Here is an 18,742-nt window from a genome sequence, read left to right as displayed (position 1 = left end):
TTATTTACCTCAGAACATTCTGAACAGGACATCGTACATCTCCTTCGCCGCCTGAATGAGGCGCGAGGAGGCCGAATAGGCCTGCTGATAGGTGGTCAGGTTGATCAGTTCCTCATCGAGGTTGACGCCTTCGGCGGCGCTGCGACGTGAGGTGGCTTCGGCGGCGAGGGCGTTGGCCCCGTCCATGCGCGACTTGGCCGTCGCGGCGGTGGCCCCCACCTGTCCGGCGAGGTCGGCGGCATAGCGGGTGAGGGTCGAGCTACCGCCCGCATTGGTCCCGGCGGCCTTGAAGGTGACGCTTTTGGTGGCGATGGCCGCCAGACGCTGAGCCCCGCTGCCGTCCCCGGCCACCAGCGCCGGTGTCCCCGAAGCCGCCGAAAGGTTCAGCGTCGCCATCGACAGACGATCGAGATTGTTGGCGATGGTCGGGTCGAGCGCCAGGCTGTCCGTGCGTTCGGCCGCCAGCCCGCCCAGCCCGAACATCTGGCTGAACGAGGCGCCGGTGCCAAGGCGCGTCGTGGAGTCTTCGGCTATACCCAGACTGTTGGCCGGATTGCCAAAGCCGCGGAAGGTCAGTTCGCCCGAGGTGCTGAGCGAGAAGGTGCCATAACGGCCCAGCCCGCTGGAGGTGTCGTTCAGCGTATTGACGAGATCCGTCATAGTACCGCCCGCCGAGAAGGCGATGTCCACGGTTTGCACGCGCGACCCAGAGCTGATCATCACGTTGAACGTCACGCTGCCGCTGTCGAAGCCGTGGGCAGAACTGGCCGTCAGGCCGGTGGCGTAGTCGAAGGGCACGTCGCTGCGCACCAGATCGTTCAGGCCGAAAAAGTGCGAGAAGCCCTTGCCGTTTTTGAGGGCCGGACTGGTCGGGTCGTCGCCGATGGCCACGCCATAGGTGCTGTTGGTGGCAGCGAAGCTCAGCTTGCCGTCGGCGAAGCTGAGGGTTCCGGCGCCATTCAGGGCCGTATTAATCTGCGACAGCAGGGTCGAGTCGGAGGTCAGGACCGCCGTCCCGCCATTGATCGACACCTGGCTGTTGCCGGAGGCGTCGCGGCTGAAGGTCAGGGCGACCTGGCTGGCAATTTTGTTGGTGTTGTCGAGCACGGTCAGACTGGTCGTGCCGCTGCCTGTACCGGCGGCATTGGCAAAGCCGTTGAGGGCCTCGGCCAGGGTCTGGTTCATCGCCTTGCCCGTCAGCGAGTTCGGGGCAGGCACGGCGGAGGCGGCGTTGTGCGCGGCGTTGAGCTGATCGGCATAGACCGACATATATTCTGACAGTTGCGCGCTGACGGCGCTGGACTCTTTGTCGCGCACGTCCAGAAGCCCGCGCAGTTCACCGGACTTGATATGCTCGGAGAAATCGCGCTTTTCGCCGTTCGGACCGGTGACGATGATCGGGTTGAAGTTCGTCGCGGCGGTAACGGGGTTGGTCGGTTGATAGGACAGGGCCGCCCGCTGATCGCCGGCCAGCACCATGCCTGAGGTGGTGCGGACCGTCACGCCGCCGTTGCTGTTGGTGCTGACCTCGACATCGATCAGCTTTGACAGTTCGTCGATATAGCCCGTCTGTTTGGTCTGCGCCCCCGACGCGTCGCTGCCGTTGACATTGGCCTGCGAAATGGTCGGGTTGAGGTCCGAAATGTTCTTGATCAGGTCATTGATCGCCTTGATCGTCGTGGCGACGCGGCTGTCGGCATTGGCGCGGGCGTTCTGGATTTCTCCGGAGATACGCTGGCTCTCGTCGAAAAAGCTTTCAAGCGCCGACAGCACTTCCTGACGCGCCGCGCTGGACGCCGGGGTTTCCGCCGCGGTGCCGGCGGCCGACAGGGCCTTGTCGCCAAGATTGAACAGGCCGTTCGCGTCGGTCAGGTCGCCAAACTGCGACTGGATCTGGTCGAACAGATCGTGGAAAACCTCGGCCTGCGAAGCGGAAGAATTGGCCCGCACGGCCGCCTGTTGCAGATATTTGTCAGCGGCCAGCATGACCTGACCGGCCATGACACCCGCCCCCTGAGAGCCGATGACGCTGGCCTGCTGGGTGCCCACCTTGCGGATATAGCCCGGCGTATTGACGTTCGAGATATTGTCCGAAACGACGCGCAACTGGCTTTGCGCCGTCATCAGGCCGGAGGCACCGATATTGAGGATCGAGTTGAGCGACATGATCAGGCCTCCCGCTGAGGCGGTTTAGGCAAGCCTTGCCCGACGAGCGGCAGAATTTGCCGTCCCTTCCGGACCGAGTTGGAAAATTTATTCATACTTTTCATTGACTTGCTTTTTTCCGCGCGCGGCGCAATGCGTAAACCGAAAGGAAGGTTTCAAATAGGATGCCACTCTGATCTGGCGGTGCAGGCAGGCGGCAGAGAGTGCGCGTCCCCCGGCAAGTTTGTTCCGGCTGCGGGGGCATCGTCCCGGCAAAATACGCCGGGCGCTATTTATTAAAATCAATAAAAACAATTATTTATAATTTGGCATGACCTTTGCGATCAACGGATGACGATGTCCGGACGCAAAAGGCGTTCGCCTGATCTCAGCCGCAGCCCCTGAACGGAGGCGACGGCCCTCAGCGAAGATTTTCCTTTTGTCCGCAGACCTGCTGCCTTCGAATGCGACCCCTCTGCCGAGCGCCCCCATGGTGGCGACGGGTGGCACGGCTGCGGCCTCTGCCGAGGCGGAGGCGACGCTGGCGACCCTGTTCACGCAGGCTTTGGCGGCGGTGCAACCCGACGAAGCCGGGCCGCTGCCGCAAACCGTGTCTTCGGAAACCGCTGACGATACGCCGGAGCCGGCAAAAGGGACGGGGGAGCTGAGCCCCGACGTGCTGGCCGTGCTGCTGGGGCAGCAAGCGCCTCAGCCCGTGGTCACGGCCGCCCAGCCCGCAGCGACAGAGGCTGCGGTCGCTGACGCGCTGGCTGCGACCGCCGTGCCTCAGGTATTGGGCGAAGGGACGCAGGCCGCGCCAGCGCTTCAGGCCGCGCCAACGCCCGCCGCTGCGGCCTCGGCGTCAGCCTCCCCCCTCGTCAAGGGCGCGGTGGCGCTGCCCCTGCCGACAATGACCGGAGAGGCCACACCTCAGACAACGGATGAGGGGGCGGAAGACGCAGTGTCCGATGAGCTGAGGCCGACGTCCGATAAGGATAAGGCCTCTGAGACCTCGGTGACGTCGGCGACGAAGGCCGAGGCGCGGTCTTTGTCCGACACTTTGCAAACCCTGTCCGGTGCGCTGAAGGGCGCCTCAGAGACCAGCGCCTCACCGGCGACGACGGCGCAGGCCCAGCCACCGTCACAGGCCGCCAATCCGGCGCTCACGCAAATTCAGGCCCAGACCCTGCCGCAAAATGACAGCGGGGTGCGTTTCACGCCGCCCGCGCCGACGCCGCAGGACACCGTCCGCACCTATAGCCAGTCGGCACATGCCGCCGAAAACATCGCCGCCCTCAGCGCTCAGATTACGCGGCGACTGGGCAGCAAATCGACCAGCTTCGATATGGAACTGCGCCCCACCGACATGGGTAAGGTCGAGGTGAAGCTGGAAATCGCCCACGACGGCAAGCTGACGGCGCATCTGCGTTTCGACAGCCCGGTGGCCGAGAGCGAGTTCAAGGGCCGTCAGGACGATCTGCGCCGTCAACTGGAGCAGGCGGGCTTTCAGATGGATGACGCCTCGCTGAGCTTTACCTCTGGCGATCAGGGGCGCGGTCGTCAGTACACGGCCTCGCAATCGTCCGACTACGAATTAACGGTGCCAGAAGCCGATACCACGGTCGCCGATGCCCATACCCTCATCGACGCGCAGCTTCTGGCCGCATCTGCCGATCCCGCCTTTTATGCCCGCCTGTCTGCCGATGGTTACGGCCCGGCGCGCACCCTTTCGCTCAGTTTGCTCGTGTAAGGAACTGTCATGGTCACGTCTGTATCCAATACGTCCGGCACGAATACCAGCGGGACATCCTCCACCGCCTCAACGACCGGTGGGCTGGCCACCACCTATGAGACCTTTCTGGGCCTGCTGACGGCGCAGATCAAGAATCAGGACCCGCTGTCGCCGATGGATTCGACGCAATGGACGAACCAGCTTGTCCAGTACACCAGCGTCGAACAGCAACTGAAGGCCAACGAGTATCTGAAGTCGCTGGTGGGCCTTGGGGCGGGCAATGTGGCCAATTCGGTCAATATGATCGGCAAGACCGCCGTGGCCGATATCGACACCCAGACCTTCAAGGACAAGCCGCTCACCTGGCATTACGAACTGGCCAATTCGGCGTCACAGGTGGATGTCGAGGTGCTCGATGCCGACGGCAAGACCGTCTGGAAAGGCACCTCTGACCAACTGAATAAGGGTGACAACAGCTTCACCTGGGACGGCAAGGATTCGACCGGCGCCACGGTGAAGGAGGGCAATTACACGCTCAAGGTCACCGCTACCGGGGCCAATGGCACGACCATTTCCAATGCCGTTTCCGTTCAGCAGCGTGTCGATGCCACCGAACTGATCAATGGCGAGATCGTCCTGCGTATGGGCTACTCGCTGATCCCCATGTCCTACGTCACCGGCGTGCGTGAAACCGCCGATGCCTGATCCCGTCCTCTCCCTTTCCCTGCGTTTTTGTCTGGAGACTGAACTATGAGCCTGAGCGCCTCCATGCAGGCCGGCGTTGCCGGTCTGGCCTCCAATTCCAATGCCCTGTCGGCGATTTCCAACAATATCGCCAATTCCAACACCACCGCCTATAAGCGCGTGCGCACGGATTTTCAGTCGATCGTCACGGCGTCCTCCACGCCTACGGGCTATAATGCCGGCGGGGTGTCCTCAACGACCCGTCACATGATCTCGACGCTCGGCACCCTGCAAAAGGCGTCGAGCCAGCTCGATCTCGGGATCGACGGTCAGGGCTTCTTCATCACCACACAGTCGTCCGTTCCGAGCGCCGAAGACGCCCGCGTCTTTACCCGCGACGGCTCCTTCTTTGCCGATGAAGACGGCTATCTGCGCAACGCCTCGAACCTCTATCTTCAGGGATGGCCCATCGCGGCGGGCGGCAGCCCCACCCTGTCGGCGGCGGACCTCAGCCAGTTGCGCACCATCAACGTCGAAAACATCGCGGCGCAGATCGAACCGACCACGTTTGCGGAAATTGTCGGCAATCTGAACGCCAATCAGGCGGTTTCGGATCGTGCCGATGAATACGCGGCCAGCCCGACCACCCTGCCGATGGCGGCCTACGACGCCTCTGCCCCGAATACGACCACCTCCACCCGCCCAGACTATGAAATCACCATTCCGGTCTCGGACAGTCAGGGCGGCGAGCGCAAGCTGACCGTTTCGATGGTCAAGCTGGCTGCCGATCCCACCGCCACACCGCCCATCGCCGCCAATACCTGGGCCTATGAAGTCTGGTCGCCGGATGTAAAGGACTCGACCGTAACACCGGCGACCGCCGCGTCCACCAACGGGATCGTCTCACGCGGGCGTCTGGTCTATAATTCGTCGGGCAAGCTGAGCGATATTCAGGACTCGACGGGTGCCTCCACGGGTTCCACCGCGCTGAACCTCAGCTTCAACTGGAACAGCGCCATCGGCGTCGCCGCTCAGACGGTGAAGGTCGAGTTCAATGGCGAGCAAGGCGGGCTGACGCAGCTCAACTCCGCCAGCACCAATCGCGTTGATGCCAATGGCACGCCGTTTTCTGGTCTCGACAAGGTGCAGATCTCGAAGGAGGGGCTGGTCACGGCGATCTTCAAGAACGGATCGACGCGCGACATCGCGCAACTGGCTCTGGCGACCTTCGTCAATGCCGACGGCCTGACGCCGGTTTCGGGCAACGCCTACACCGTCTCCAATGACTCCGGTCCCCTGACGCTGAAGGTGCCGGGCGTTTCCGGGGCGGGTCTGCTGGGGGTGGGGACGCTTGAGGCCTCAGACGTCGATCTGTCCGAAGAATTTACCAACCTGATCGTCACGCAACGCGCTTATTCGGCAAATTCCAGAACGATCACCACGGCCGATGAGATGATGCAAGAGTTGCTGAATATCAAGCGCTAAGTATTGAGTTTGATTAATTTGTAATAACGAGCGGTAAAGCATGGTGAATGGAGTGTTAATATCCTGATCTGCCGTTATTAGTAATATATTTACTAAGGCAATTAAGCGGATATTAGATTCCATGCGTTATCTTGCCATCCATGGTGATGGTAAGAAAGGCGTGAAGAATCATGCTGCAAGAACAACGCCGCGATAGCAAAGGCGAAAAATACGTGATTGGACCAACCGGTGCCAAATTAACCCTGAACGACCTGCCGCCGCCGGGAACGGAGCGTTGGGTCATTCGGCGCAAGGCCGAAGTCGTGGCCGCTGTGCGCGGGGGCTTGCTGACCTTCGAAGAGGCCTGCGAACGCTATGGCATTACCTCCGAGGAATTCCTCGGCTGGCAGAAGGCGATCGACAGCCACGGTATGGCGGGCTTGCGCACCACGCGCATCCAGCAGTACCGTTAATCTCATTGCGTTTCGTAACCGAAACGCAATGTATGGAATCGTCAAATCCAGGCCCTGAGCGTTTTCCGATATACGGAAAACGCTCTGAGTCTTTTTAATGCGGCCCTTCGCCTGGATTTGGCATCTTGGCTAAGAGCTTCGCCTGTGGCGAAGCGCAAATTAAGAATTTACCCGTTTACCCGATCCCTTAACGGCTCGTTTACGCTTCACTGGGAAATTACTGCCTAGTGACCCGCAAACGGGTCCGTAGTTGTGTCTGATGGCAGGGTATCGGGGTCGTGGATTTCCTCAAACAGTTTGGGCTTAGCCGTCTGGCCGTCATTATCGGCGTGTCTATCGGTGTGGCTGCCGTGCTGGCGGCGATTGCGCTGAACATGACGGGCAAGCCGCAGGCGCTGCTCTATTCTAATCTGGATCTCAAAGAAGCCTCTGAAATCACCGCTGCGCTCGATCAGGCGGGGATCAAGTATCAGGCCAAGGGCGACGGTTCGACCCTGATGGTGGACCGCGACACGGTGGGGGAAACCCGCCTGATGCTGGCGTCCAAGGGGCTGCCGACCGCCGGTTCCGTCGGCTATGAGCTGTTCGACAAGGCCCCGGCGCTGGGCCAGACCGAATTTGTGCAGAACCTCAACAACCAGCGCGCCCTCGAAGGCGAGTTGGCGCGCACCATCGCCTCGTTGAAGGGCATCAATTCGGCGCGCGTGCACCTCGTCATGCCCAAGCGCGAGCTGTTTCAGGAAGAGGCGGCAGCCCCCACGGCCTCGGTCGTGGTGGGGCTGAGCAATACCGAACTGAGCGGTGATCAGGTGCGTGCCATCCGCAATCTGGTCGCCGGGGCCGTGCCGAACCTCAAGGCCAATGCGGTGACGCTGGTCGATGACAAGAATCGCCTTTTGGCTGCCGGGGGCGAAGATGACAACCTGCTGGGGGCCGGTGGGGCCGAGCGCAAGACCGAGATCGAGGAAACCCTGCGCAAGCGGGTGAAGGACATTGTCGAAGGCGTGGTCGGCCCCGGTGCGGCGCGCGTGACGGTGACGGCCGACCTCGACCTCAACTCGCTGACGCGCGAACAGACGCAGTATGACCCTGACGGTCAGGTGGTGCGCTCAACCCGCACGGACACTTCGACCGATTCGTCTACCGACAACGCCAATAATGGCACGGTGACGGCGCAGGCCAATATCCCCGGCGGCGCGGCGGCACCCGGACAGGGCGCGACGGGTAATCAGAGCGAGACGACCGGCGAACTGACCAACTACGAAATCTCCAACACCAAGACGACCGAAGTCATCGCGCCGGGCGCCATTAAGAAGCTGGCCGTGGCGGTGGTGGTCGATGGCACCTGGACGCCGGCCGCCGATGGCAAGTCGCCCCCGACCTATGCCCCGCGCTCGGCGCAGGACATGCAGCAGATCGAGGAACTGGTCCGTGCCGCCATCGGCTATACGGATCAGACGGCGACCAACCCCAATGGCCGCAAGGATGAGCTTAAGGTCACCAATATCCGCTTTGCGCGTGATGCGGCGGGTCTAGGCGGCACGGCGGCTTCGGCGGGCATGTTTGATTTCACCAAGGACGACATCGTGACGGCCATTCAGTGGTTGATCTTATTGGTGGTGGCGCTGCTTGTTCTGTTCTTCGTCGCCCGTCCGTTGCTGAAATTCGTCAATAATGGCGCGGTGGCCGGGCCGGGAGGTGTGCCCGCTCTGGCCGGTGCCGGTGGCCCGGTGCAGATGGTGATGGGGGCCGATGGGGTGCCGGTCCCTGTGCCCGCAGCCGCGCTGGACTACCAGGGGGCACCGGGTACCGGGCTGGCGCTTTCGCCGGTCGATAGCCGCATAGATATTGCCAAGATCGAGGGGCAGGTAAAGGCGTCTTCGGTCAAGCGCGTATCGGAATTCGTGGAACGCCACCCGGAAGAGTCGATCTCGATTCTGCGGTCGTGGCTGCACGACAGTTAAGGCGTAACCTATGGCGAAGAACATCATAGACGATCCCAAACGACTGAACGGCGTCGAAAAGGCCGCCGTGGTCATGCTGGCGCTCGGTGAAGAGCATACAGAGCTGTGGCGTCAGCTCGACGAGGAAGAGATTAAGGAAATCTCTCAGGCCATGTCCTCGCTGGGTACAGTCTCTTCGAACGTGGTCGAAGAGCTGCTGGTCGAATTCGTGTCGGGCTTGTCTAATTCCGGCACCATCATGGGGTCTTATGAACAGACACAGCGCCTGCTGCAATCCTTCCTGCCGCCCGATAAGGTCGATGCGCTGATGGAAGAAATCCGGGGTCCGGCCGGTCGCACCATGTGGGACAAGCTGGGCAACGTCAACGAAGCGGTGCTGGCCAACTATCTGAAGAACGAATACCCGCAGACGGTCGCCGTCGTGCTGTCGAAGATCAAGTCCGACCACGCGGCGCGCGTCCTGTCGGCCCTGCCCGAAGACTTTGCGCTGGAATGCGTGCAGCGGATGCTGCGCATGGAGCCGGTGCAGCGCGAAATCCTCGACAAGATCGAACAGACTCTGCGCGTCGAGTTCATGTCGAACCTGGCGCGTACCTCCAAGCGCGACTCGCACGAACTGATGGCGGAAATCTTCAACAATTTCGACCGTCAGACCGAAAGCCGCTTCGTCGCCGCGCTGGAAGAACGTAACCGCGAGTCGGCCGAGCGTATCCGTGCTTTGATGTTCGTGTTCGAAGACCTGTCGAAGCTCGATCCGGGCGGCGTGCAGACTCTGCTGCGGGCGGTGGAAAAGGATCAGCTGGGGCTGGCGCTCAAGGGGGCGTCGGACAGTTTGCGCAACCTCTTCTTCTCCAACATGTCCGAACGCGCCGCCAAGATCATGCGCGACGACATGAACTCGATGGGACCGGTGCGCCTGAAAGACGTCGATTCCGCGCAGATGGCCATGGTGCAGGTCGCCAAGGACCTCGCGGCCAAGGGCGAAATCATGCTGGCCGGTCAGGGAGGCGATGATGAGCTTATTTATTAAGTCTCTTTTCTCCGCGTCGCTGTGCAAAGGGCAAGGAGTCTTCGCATGACCCACACCCCGCCCCGATACAAAAAGTTCGACTTCGGCACCGTCTATGGCGACGGCGGGCATGTGCTGGCCAGCACCCCGAAGGAGAAGAAATTCTTCACCCCCGACGAGGTCGAGGCCATCCGTCAGCAGGCCTATACCCAGGGCGAGCTGTCGGCCATGGCGCGCGCTCAGGCGGCGCAGGCGCAGGCCGTGCAGGCTCTGGCTGAGGCGGCCGGCCACGGGCTGGAGGCGCTCAATGCCGTGCTGATGAGCCACAAGGCCGAATGCGTCGAGCTGGCGCTCGTTTGTGCGCAAAAGATCGCCGCTCAGGCGCTGGAGCTGTTCCCCGAAGCGCCGGTCAAGGCGGCTCTGGAGGCGCTGGGCGAAGAGATTTCCGGCGCGCCGCGCCTGATCATCACGGCCTCATCGCCGGACGCCAATCTGCAAAAGGCCGCGCGCGAAGCCGCCGCCCTGACCGGGTTTCAGGGGGCGATCCAGTTCCGTGAGGCCGGTGGTCGCCACGTCGGGGCGTTTGAGATTCAGTGGCCCGAAGGGCGCGCTGCCTATGATCCGGACCGCATCACCGAAGCGCTGCGCGCCGCGCTCAAGGAAGTCTTGCTGGCCGAAATGGCCCACAGTCAACACCCGGCCCACACGCCGGCAACCCGAGAGGCATCATAGCCATGTCTGAGAATTTCCAACTGGAAGAGTTCGGCGAAGGTCAGGCCATGGTGCCCGGCGGCGACGACGAAGGCACCAAGGCGGCGGCCGATCTTGCGCCGGTCTTCGATGTGCCGGTCAACATCTCCGCCGTTCTGGGCAAGGCCTATATGTCGGTGTCGCAGCTTCTCAAGCTGGGGCAGGGCAGCGTGCTGGAGCTGGACCGCAAGGTCGGTGAAGCCATTGATATTTACGTGAACAACCGCCTGGTCGCGCGTGGCGAAGTGGTGGTGGTGGATGAACGTCTGGGCGTGACCATGACGGAAATCATCAAGTCTGAAGATTCGGCCGGGTAAGGAGTAGGGATATGAGACTGCTGGTTGTTGGACGCCTGAGCGGGCAACTCTCCGCCGCCGTGAAGATGGCTATGGATGCCGGGGCCAAGGTGGCGCACGTCGAAACCGTGACCCAGGCCACCGACGCTTTGCGCAAGGGGCAGGGGGCGGACCTGCTGATGGTCGATTACGAGCTGGATATCGGCGCGCTGATCGAAGCCAATGAGCGCGAACGCATCCACGTTCAGGTCGTCGCCTGCGGCGTCAATCCCGACCCGCGCAAGGCGGCGCAGGCGATTACCGCCGGGGCCAAGGAATTCATCCCCCTGCCGCCCGATGCCGAGCTGATCGCCGCCGTGCTGGCCGCCGTCGCCGACGACTCGCGCCCGATGATTTCGCATGATCCGGCCATGCAGGCGGTGATCAAGCTGGCCGATCAGGTGTCGGCGTCGGACGCCTCGATCATGATTACCGGCGAAAGCGGCGTCGGTAAGGAGGTCATGGCGCGCTACGTCCATGAAAAATCGAAGCGCGCGCAAAAGCCGTTCATCTCGGTCAACTGCGCCGCCATTCCGGATAATCTGCTGGAATCCGAGCTGTTCGGCCACGAAAAGGGGGCCTTCACCGGCGCCATGGCGCGCCGCATCGGCAAGTTTGAAGAGGCCGATGGCGGCACCCTGCTGCTCGACGAAATCTCGGAAATGGACGCCCGCCTTCAGGCCAAGCTGCTGCGCGCCCTGCAAGAGCGCGTCATTGACCGCGTCGGCGGGGCCAAGCCCGTGCCGGTCAATATCCGCGTGCTGGCGACCTCGAACCGCAATCTGGCGCAGGCGGTCAAGGAGGGCACCTTCCGCGAAGACCTGCTCTATCGCCTCAATGTCATCAATCTGGCCATCCCGCCGCTGCGCGAACGCCCGGCCGATATCGTGGTGCTGTCGGAATTCTTCGTGAAGAAATATTCCGAAGCCAATGGCATCCCGCTGAAGCCCATCGGTCTGGAGGCCAAGCGCCGCCTTCAGGCGCACGGCTGGCCCGGCAATGTGCGTGAGCTGGAAAACGCCATGCACCGCGCGGTGCTGCTGTCGGCGGGGGCGGAAATCGACGCGGAGGCCATCCGTTTGCCGGACGGTCAGCCGCTCAATCCGGTGGCCCCGATCGGCATGGACTACATCAACCGCGCCGCTCAGGCCGCCGAAAGCGCCGCGCGCTCTTTCGTTGGCTCTACCGTGGCCGAGGTCGAGCAGAAGCTGATCCTCGATACGCTGAGCCACTGCCTCGGCAACCGTACCCACGCGGCCAATATCCTCGGCATCTCGATCCGCACCCTGCGCAACAAGCTGAACGAATACGCGGCTCAGGGCTTAAGCATCCCGGCCCCGCAATCGGGCGCTTCGGCGGCGTAAATGTCGGTCTTCAGCCTGTCCGGACGTATCAAAAGCTTTGTGTACGCCTTTGCCGGTATAGGTTTCATGCTGCGTACCCAGCATAATGCCTGGCTTCATGCCGTAGCCTCCTTAGGGGTCGTGGGTGTTGGATTGTGGCTAAGGGTAACACCAGCCGACTGGCGCTGGCTGATTGTAGCCATGGCTATGGTCTGGGTGGCGGAGACCTTTAATACCGCGGTCGAATATGTCTGCGATGTGGTGTCGCCCGGCTATTCCGAGAGCGTAAAACGCGCGAAGGATATAGCCGCAGGGGCGGTTCTTCTGTGTGCCTTTGCCGCGGTTCTGATCGGCGGTTTCACCTTGTGGCCCTATCTCAGGTCGATAGGGTAAGAAGTGGCCACTCCTGCCTGATCCGGGTGCAGGGGCCGTGCCCCTGCCCGCCGGAGGCTCTTTAAAAGCCTACTCACTAATCGGCCTTAACTCTTTCTTCACCACGGCATAGGTAATTTTTGCCTAATGCCAGGAGTTTATCTTCTGCGCGAAGGTACAGGCTTTTGTTTCGGGGACAGTGAGTGGCGGACGCGGCAACAGCCAATACAGGGGTTCAGCCCTTCAAGCTGTCTGAGGTCGCGGGCTGGCTGAAGCGCGGTGAAGTCGTGATGGCCGTCGGCATCATGATGATCATCGTCTTCCTGATCATCCCCATCCCGGCCATCCTGCTCGACCTTTTGCTGTCTATCTCGATTGCCACCTCGGTGCTGATCCTGATGACGGCCATCCTGATCAAGAAGCCGCTGGAATTTTCGGCCTTCCCGACGGTGCTGCTGATCACCACCCTGTTCCGACTGGCGCTGAACGTCGCTTCGACGCGCCTGATCCTCAGCCACGGCCACGAAGGTCACGCCGCCGCCGGTGCGACCATTCAGGCCTTTGGCCAGTTGATCATGCAGGGCAACTTCATCATCGGGCTGATCGTCTTTGCGATCTTCATCCTGATCAACTTCGTGGTCATCACCAAGGGGTCGGGCCGCATCGCCGAAGTGTCGGCGCGCTTCACCCTCGACTCGATGCCGGGCAAGCAGATGGCCATTGATGCCGACCTGTCGGCGGGCATCATCGACATGGAAGAGGCCAAGCGCAAGCGCAAGGAAGTCGAGATGGAGTCGAACTTCTTCGGCGCCATGGACGGTGCCTCGAAGTTCGTGCGCGGCGACGCGATTGCCGGTCTGATCATCACCGCCATCAATATTGTCGGTGGTATCCTGATCGGCATTCTGTCGCACGGTATGCCGGCGGGTGAGGCGGCTTCGACCTATATTCAGTTGACCGTCGGCGACGGTCTGGTGACGCAGATCCCGGCCCTGATCATCTCGATGGGCGCGGGCTTTCTGGTGTCGAAGTCGGGCGTCGATGGCTCGGCCGATAAGGCGCTGGTGGCGCAGCTGGCCATGAACCCGGTCGTGCTCGGCATGGTGTCGGCCACGGCGGGCGTGCTGGGCCTTGTCCCCGGTATGCCGATCATTCCGTTTGCCGCCATTGCCATCGGCGCTGGCTTTCTGGCGTGGAAGCTGGGGCGCAAGCCCAAGGAAGACCCCGCCGCGGCGGCTGCCGCACTTGAGGCCGCCCCTGCCGCCCCGACCGAAGAAACCATGGCTGAAACGCTCGCGATCGACGATGTGAAGGTCGAGCTGGGGCTGGGGCTTCTGGGCCTGATCAATGACAATGACGGGCGCAAGCTGACCGATCAGATCAAGGCGCTGCGCCGCACTCTGGCGCAGGAATACGGCTTCGTCATGCCGTTCGTGCGCCTGATGGACAATATGCGCCTGCCGACACAGGGCTATGCCATCCGCCTGAAGGAGATGGAGGCCGGGGCCGGTGAGGTGCGTCTGGGGCAATTGATGGTGATGGACCCGTCGGGGCGTCAGGTCGAACTGCCGGGCGAGCATATGAAGGAGCCGGCCTTCGGGATTCCCGCCACCTGGATCGACAATGCCCTGCGCGAAGAGGCGACCTTTATGGGCTATACGATCGTCGATCCGGCCACCGTCCTGACCACGCACCTGACCGAAATCCTCAAGGACAATATGTCGGAGCTTCTGTCCTATTCCGAGGTGGCGAAGCTGCTGAAAGACGCGCCGGAAGGGCAGAAAAAGCTGATCGACGACCTGATCCCGTCAGTGGTGACGGTGGCGACGCTGCAACGGGTGTTGCAGGCGCTGTTGAAAGAGCGCGTTTCGATCCGCGACCTGCCCGCCATCCTCGAAGCGCTGGGCGAAGTGGCGCCGCATACCAAGTCGGTAACCCAGATGGTCGAGCACGTGCGTTCGCGTCTGGGGCGGCAACTGTGCTGGCAAAACCGCGCCGAAGATGGAGCCCTGCCTATCGTCACCCTGTCGAACGACTGGGAAAACGCCTTTGCCGGGTCGCTGATCGGGGTGGGCGAGGAGCGGCAGTTGTCGATGGCCCCGTCGCAGCTTCAGGAATTTATCCGCGGAGTGCGCGATACGTTCGAGCAGGTGTCGATGTCGGGTGAGGTCGCCGTGCTGCTGACCAGCCCCGGCATCCGACCCTATGTGCGCTCGATCGTCGAGCGCTTCCGCGGCAATACCACCGTCATGAGCCAGAACGAAATCCATCCGAAGGTCCGCCTGCGGACGGTGGGACAGGTGTAGTATGACGAATGCACTCGATAGGGACGATAAGGATTTCAGCGATTACGAGCGTAAGATCGTTCGTTGCGTGCGGGAATATGGCTGGTTCGCGACAAGTGTGTTAGCGGACCAGGAAGGTCCGGATTTCACCTATTCTATTGGGTTTGAAGCCACTGTTTCGCAGCCTGAAATCATCATGTTCTCTATCAAGCATGGGCATGATTTTCTTGGCGATATCTACAGCCTTATGAAGAACGGAAAAACCTTTGAACCCGGCATCAGGGTTCCCGAAATTTTGCGAAATCTCGATGTTGTTTTCCTTCCGGTTGATAAGCGCTTTTATTCTGAATACCCCCTATCTGCCCGTTGGTTTTACGGACATGAGAATTTTGCACTTTGGCAAATGGTATGGCCTGATCATAGCGGGTTTTTCCCGTGGCAGGACGGCTTCGCCCCTGAGTTCGCGGAGTCTCAGCCTGACCTGAGTTCTGGCAATTGGGGTGGCTTGAAAGCGGAATAGTTTGGCTCTTATGCCGTTAGCGATTCTCCGCTATCACTTGACAGAAGAGGCCGTTTTCCGGTTTTAGAACCAAAAAACGCACCAGCGTTTCAAAGGAACCAATATGGGCGTGATCAAAAAAGCCTTCGGCAGCACGAAGCCGAAAGACATTGTCGTCGATCTGATGACCTTTGACCGCCTGCTGACCAAGCCGGTCATCCATATCATCTACTGGGCCGGTCTGGCGCTGGTGGCGCTGGGGCTGTTTGCCGTGGTAGGCGGCACCGTCGGTATTGCCATGCGCGAAGAAATGCCGTGGGGGATTTTTCTGGCCGTGCCGTTCCTGATCGGCGGGCTCCTGTTCCTCGTGGCGGCGCTGCTGCTGTGGCGGTCCTTCTGTGAATTTTACGTCGCCATCTTCCGCATCGCCGATGATCTGCGGGCCTTGCGCGCGGTGACCGAAGGTGCGAAGCCGGTGGTGGCGGAACCCGCCGCCAATCCGGTATTCACCGCTCCGGTCGAGGCCCCGGCCGCCGAAACGGTCGAAGGCGATGTGCTGGAAAACCCATTCTTCGTCGCCAGGAAGGCAGACTAATTCTCCTCCCTGCGCGAAGCGTGGGGAGGTGGCGGCGAAGCCGACGGAGGGGGATGACTCTTTCGGCTGGGTCGGCGCTAATCTTTAAGGATAGAGCGCGTTTTAGGCATCTGCGCTATCCCCTCCGTCATCTTCGCTTTCGCTCAGATGCCACCTCCCCATTGCTGCGCAACAGGGAGGAGAGTTATCCCAGCGCTTTGACGAAGGCCTGACCGACGGGCTTCAACTGCCCCGCATCATCGAACAGGAGCGGCTCGTCGGCGATCAGCCCCCTGTCCTTGCGGTTATACCACGAGTCCTTGTCGCGCAGGCCCCAGATGGTCAGGCCGAACTGCTGCGCCGAGGGCAGGGCCGCATAGGCTTCGGCGGCCTCTTCGTAAAGGGCGCGTTGGGCATCGCGGTAATCTTTGAAATCGAGCGCGTTTTTCGCGGCCTCTTTCAGGCTGATGTCGAGTTCCGACAAATGGATTTTCAACCCCGTCGCCGCCAGATCACGCAGGGTCTCACGGATCGCGCCTCTGGGCAGATCGGCGGCGATATGGGTCTGCGTACCCAGCACATGCAGAGGCACGCCGCGTGTCAGCATCCCCTCGACCAGAGACAGGAAGCGTTTGCGCTTGGCCGGATAGTATTCGAGGTTGTAGTCGTTGAGGATCAGCGGGCAGGCCGGATCGGCCTCATGCGCGGCCTGATAGGCGATGTCGATATAGGCGTCGCCCAAAACCTCGCGCCACAGACAGTCGCGCAGGTCCGAACCGTCGTCGAGAATGGGCTCATTGACCACGTCCCAGCCATCGACAGAACCGATGTAGTGGGTCATCACGTCGCGGATATAGGCGCGATAGGCGACTTCGAATGCCGGGCGGTTGCTTTTCAGTTTCTGGAAATAGTCGCCGTCCTGCGCGTACCAGATCAGGGTGTGCCCCAGAACGGACTGACCAGAGTTGCGGGCCTGCTGCACGATGCGGTCGGGCGCGTCGAAGCGCAGGCTGCCGTCGGGCTGGAGGATATATTCCATCTTCATTTCCCATTCCGGCGTGAGGCGGTCGAAATGGGTGGCGATCATGGCGGCCCACTGCGGGTCGCCCATCTGCGCGGTCATGGCGCAGACGCCGAGCGGAAAAGGCGCGTGCGATTTCAAAGGCGCGATGGCACCGGTGGCCGCTTCACCGCGCCCGCAGGCGCTGAGCAGGGCGGCGCCCATACCGGCCCCCAAAGCGGCCAGAGCCGTGCGGCGAGGGAAACCTTGGGGTTTTGTCGTCACCTGTCCCCCCGCGATAGTGTTAACCGGCGAAGCGCAGACGCAGGGCGGCTTCGTCCATGGCCGCACTTTCGCGCTTCAGTTCAGCGGCCACCTTCGACAGGCGGGTCGTTTCGGCGACGTGCTCAAACTTCTTCAGTTCTTCAAAGGCCCCGTTCAGCGAATCGCGAATACCGGCCTCTTCGTGCGCGATCAGTTCCAGTTCCGAGACGCACTGTTCGCGGCGCTGAGCCCAGCCCTTTTTATAGGCGGTCAGGTCGAAATTGAAGGCGGGCTCCTGCGCGGCGCGGGCGATTTCAAGCGCCAGCTCGGCATCGAGGGTCGAAATCTTCATTTCGACGTGGGTGCGACGGGTGGCGACCTCGGCCAGACGTTTCTGCAACGTCTCCACCTCGAAAGTCGAAATACGGATCAGAGACTTTACCCACGAGGCCATCACGCTACTCCCTTATTGAGAGCTGAGAATCTGGCCCAAAAGGGTAAAGGAGTCGTCAAGACTTGTGGCCTCATCGGGGCTTTGCGACAGAAATTGTTCGATGCTGGGGTTGAGCTGAATCGCCCGATCGACCAGCGGATCGGCCCCCGTGCGATAGGCCCCGATGCGGATCAGTTCTTCCATATTGGTATAGGCCGACATGACGGCGCGGGCATTGCGCACCACCTCCCGTTCGGGGAGGGTCTGACAGCCTGGCATGGTGCGGCTGATGCTTTTCAGCACGTCGATGGCCGGGAAGCGGCCGCGTTCGGCAATCGAACGGCTCATCACGATGTGGCCGTCCAGAATACCGCGCACGGCGTCGGCAATCGGCTCATTGTGGTCATCGCCATCGACCAGCACGGTGAACAGCCCGGTAATGGGGCCGGTTTGCGTACCGTCGGGCAGCATCGGACCGGGACCGGCGCGCTCCAGCAGCTTGGGCAATTCGGCAAAGCAGGTGGGGGTATAGCCCTTGGTCGTCGGCGGTTCACCCGTGGCCAGACCGATCTCGCGCTGGGCCATGGCAAAGCGCGTCACCGAGTCCATCAGGCACAGGACCTCAAGCCCCTGATCGCGCAGAAACTCCGACAGGGCCAGCGTCATATAGGCGGCTTGCCGCCGTTTCAGGGCGGGTTCGTCCGAGGTGGCGACGACGACGATGGCGCGCGCAATGCCGGCCTCGCCAAGCGTTTCTTCGACAAATTCGCGCACTTCGCGGCCGCGTTCGCCGATCAGCCCGACCACCACCGCGTCACAGGCCGCTTCGCGCGCCAGCATGGACAAAAGCACCGACTTACCGACGCCGGAACCGGCAAACACCCCCAGGCGCTGACCGCGGCAGCAGGTGGTAAAGACGTTCATCGCCCGCACGCCGAGGTCGAGGCGCTCCCCCACGCGTGCGCGCGAATGGGCGGGCGGCGGGGCGGCCTTCAGCGGGTAACCGATGCCGCCCTTGGGCAATGGCCCCAGCCCGTCGATGGGATCACCGAAGGCGTCAATAATCCGCCCCAGCCAGGCGGTCGAAGGATAGACCTTGGCCCCTTCGTTCGAAATGCGGATTTCGGCACCGGGGGCGACGCCTTCGACCGGGCCGAAAGGCATCATCAGGGCGCGGTCTTCGCGGAACCCGACCACTTCGACGGGCAGGGGAGCATCGTGGCGGCGCATGATCTCACAGCGCGAGCCGACCTCCATGAACGACATGCCGCCCTTGGCTTCGATCAGCAAGCCATTGACCACGGCCACACGGCCATAGACCTGCATCGGGTCGATATTGCGAGCGGTATGGAGAAGGTCCTGCATGGCCGCAAGTATGGTGAACGGGGCCTTAAGAAAGGTTAACGGATTGCCACT

17 protein-coding genes are annotated in these 18,742 nt (G+C 61.8%); 13 read left to right on the top strand and 4 right to left on the bottom strand.

All coding sequences use genetic code 11. The features are described from left to right. Positions 1–9: 9 nt before the first annotated feature. Entirely contained in the window at positions 10–2,166 is a 2,157-nt protein-coding gene (gene flgK / locus ACK8OE_RS14505) for a flagellar hook-associated protein FlgK (protein ID WP_410273102.1), read from the bottom strand. 418 nt (positions 2,167–2,584) lie between these two features. Here flgK and ACK8OE_RS14500 point away from each other — a divergent pair, with 418 nt between their 5' ends. The 13 genes from ACK8OE_RS14500 to ACK8OE_RS14440 all read left to right on the top strand — a co-directional run bounded on the left by ACK8OE_RS14500 (position 2,585) and on the right by ACK8OE_RS14440 (position 15,650). Continuing rightward, positions 2,585–3,895 (top strand): flagellar hook-length control protein FliK, encoded by a 1,311-nt coding sequence (locus ACK8OE_RS14500; RefSeq protein WP_410273101.1) that lies wholly within the window; start codon positions 2,585–2,587, stop codon positions 3,893–3,895. Between the two features lie 9 nt (positions 3,896–3,904). After that, positions 3,905–4,582: a flagellar hook assembly protein FlgD gene (locus ACK8OE_RS14495; protein WP_290799251.1), complete on the top strand. Its 678-nt coding sequence runs from the start codon at positions 3,905–3,907 to the stop codon at positions 4,580–4,582. 45 nt (positions 4,583–4,627) lie between these two features. After that, positions 4,628–6,046, top strand: a complete 1,419-nt coding sequence (locus ACK8OE_RS14490; RefSeq protein ID WP_410273100.1) for a flagellar hook protein FlgE — start codon at positions 4,628–4,630, stop codon at positions 6,044–6,046. A gap of 170 nt (positions 6,047–6,216) precedes the next feature. Then, a complete protein-coding gene (locus tag ACK8OE_RS14485; RefSeq protein ID WP_013478113.1) occupies positions 6,217–6,498 on the top strand; it encodes a DUF1153 domain-containing protein in 282 nt (93 codons plus the stop codon). A 278-nt stretch (positions 6,499–6,776) separates the two neighbouring features. After that, positions 6,777–8,462 (top strand): flagellar basal-body MS-ring/collar protein FliF, encoded by a 1,686-nt coding sequence (gene fliF / locus ACK8OE_RS14480; protein ID WP_410273099.1) that lies wholly within the window; start codon positions 6,777–6,779, stop codon positions 8,460–8,462. Positions 8,463–8,472: 10 nt separating this feature from the next. Beyond that, positions 8,473–9,492: a flagellar motor switch protein FliG gene (gene fliG, locus ACK8OE_RS14475; RefSeq protein WP_410273098.1), complete on the top strand. Its 1,020-nt coding sequence runs from the start codon at positions 8,473–8,475 to the stop codon at positions 9,490–9,492. Positions 9,493–9,537: 45 nt separating this feature from the next. Then, entirely contained in the window at positions 9,538–10,203 is a 666-nt protein-coding gene (locus tag ACK8OE_RS14470) for a flagellar assembly protein FliH (protein ID WP_290799242.1), read from the top strand. Between the two features lie 2 nt (positions 10,204–10,205). Continuing rightward, entirely contained in the window at positions 10,206–10,538 is a 333-nt protein-coding gene (gene fliN / locus ACK8OE_RS14465; protein ID WP_013478118.1) for a flagellar motor switch protein FliN, read from the top strand. A gap of 11 nt (positions 10,539–10,549) precedes the next feature. Then, positions 10,550–11,920, top strand: coding sequence for a sigma-54-dependent transcriptional regulator (locus tag ACK8OE_RS14460; RefSeq protein WP_126422626.1), 1,371 nt, complete (start codon positions 10,550–10,552; stop codon positions 11,918–11,920). Next, positions 11,921–12,292, top strand: a complete 372-nt coding sequence (locus tag ACK8OE_RS14455; protein ID WP_290799238.1) for a diacylglycerol kinase family protein — start codon at positions 11,921–11,923, stop codon at positions 12,290–12,292. A 182-nt stretch (positions 12,293–12,474) separates the two neighbouring features. Next, positions 12,475–14,577 carry a flagellar biosynthesis protein FlhA gene (flhA, locus tag ACK8OE_RS14450; RefSeq protein ID WP_410273097.1) on the top strand — a complete coding sequence of 701 codons (2,103 nt, stop codon included), beginning with the start codon at positions 12,475–12,477 and terminating at the stop codon, positions 14,575–14,577. A gap of 1 nt (position 14,578) precedes the next feature. Next, positions 14,579–15,076: a DUF4262 domain-containing protein gene (locus ACK8OE_RS14445; protein WP_126422632.1), complete on the top strand. Its 498-nt coding sequence runs from the start codon at positions 14,579–14,581 to the stop codon at positions 15,074–15,076. 103 nt (positions 15,077–15,179) lie between these two features. Then, entirely contained in the window at positions 15,180–15,650 is a 471-nt protein-coding gene (locus ACK8OE_RS14440; RefSeq protein WP_410273096.1) for a DUF4282 domain-containing protein, read from the top strand. Positions 15,651–15,834: 184 nt separating this feature from the next. Here ACK8OE_RS14440 and ACK8OE_RS14435 read toward each other — a convergent pair whose 3' ends face one another. From ACK8OE_RS14435 to fliI, 3 genes are read right to left on the bottom strand one after another with little or no spacing between them, the layout of a single operon-like run. Further along, positions 15,835–16,914 (bottom strand): endo-1,4-beta-xylanase, encoded by a 1,080-nt coding sequence (locus ACK8OE_RS14435; RefSeq protein ID WP_410273095.1) that lies wholly within the window; start codon positions 16,912–16,914, stop codon positions 15,835–15,837. Positions 16,915–16,933: 19 nt separating this feature from the next. Next, on the bottom strand, positions 16,934–17,347 hold the full coding sequence (locus ACK8OE_RS14430; protein ID WP_126422636.1) for a flagellar export protein FliJ: 414 nt from the start codon (positions 17,345–17,347) through the stop codon (positions 16,934–16,936). 12 nt (positions 17,348–17,359) lie between these two features. Continuing rightward, positions 17,360–18,691 carry a flagellar protein export ATPase FliI gene (gene fliI, locus ACK8OE_RS14425; protein ID WP_410273094.1) on the bottom strand — a complete coding sequence of 444 codons (1,332 nt, stop codon included), beginning with the start codon at positions 18,689–18,691 and terminating at the stop codon, positions 17,360–17,362. Between the last annotated feature and the right edge of the window lie 51 nt (positions 18,692–18,742).

The sequence above is a fragment of the Asticcacaulis sp. W401b genome (assembly GCF_046503825.1).
Lineage (GTDB): Bacteria > Pseudomonadota > Alphaproteobacteria > Caulobacterales > Caulobacteraceae > Asticcacaulis.
Note: the sequence above shows the minus strand (reverse complement) of the source record. Positions and strands in the feature narration are given on the sequence as shown.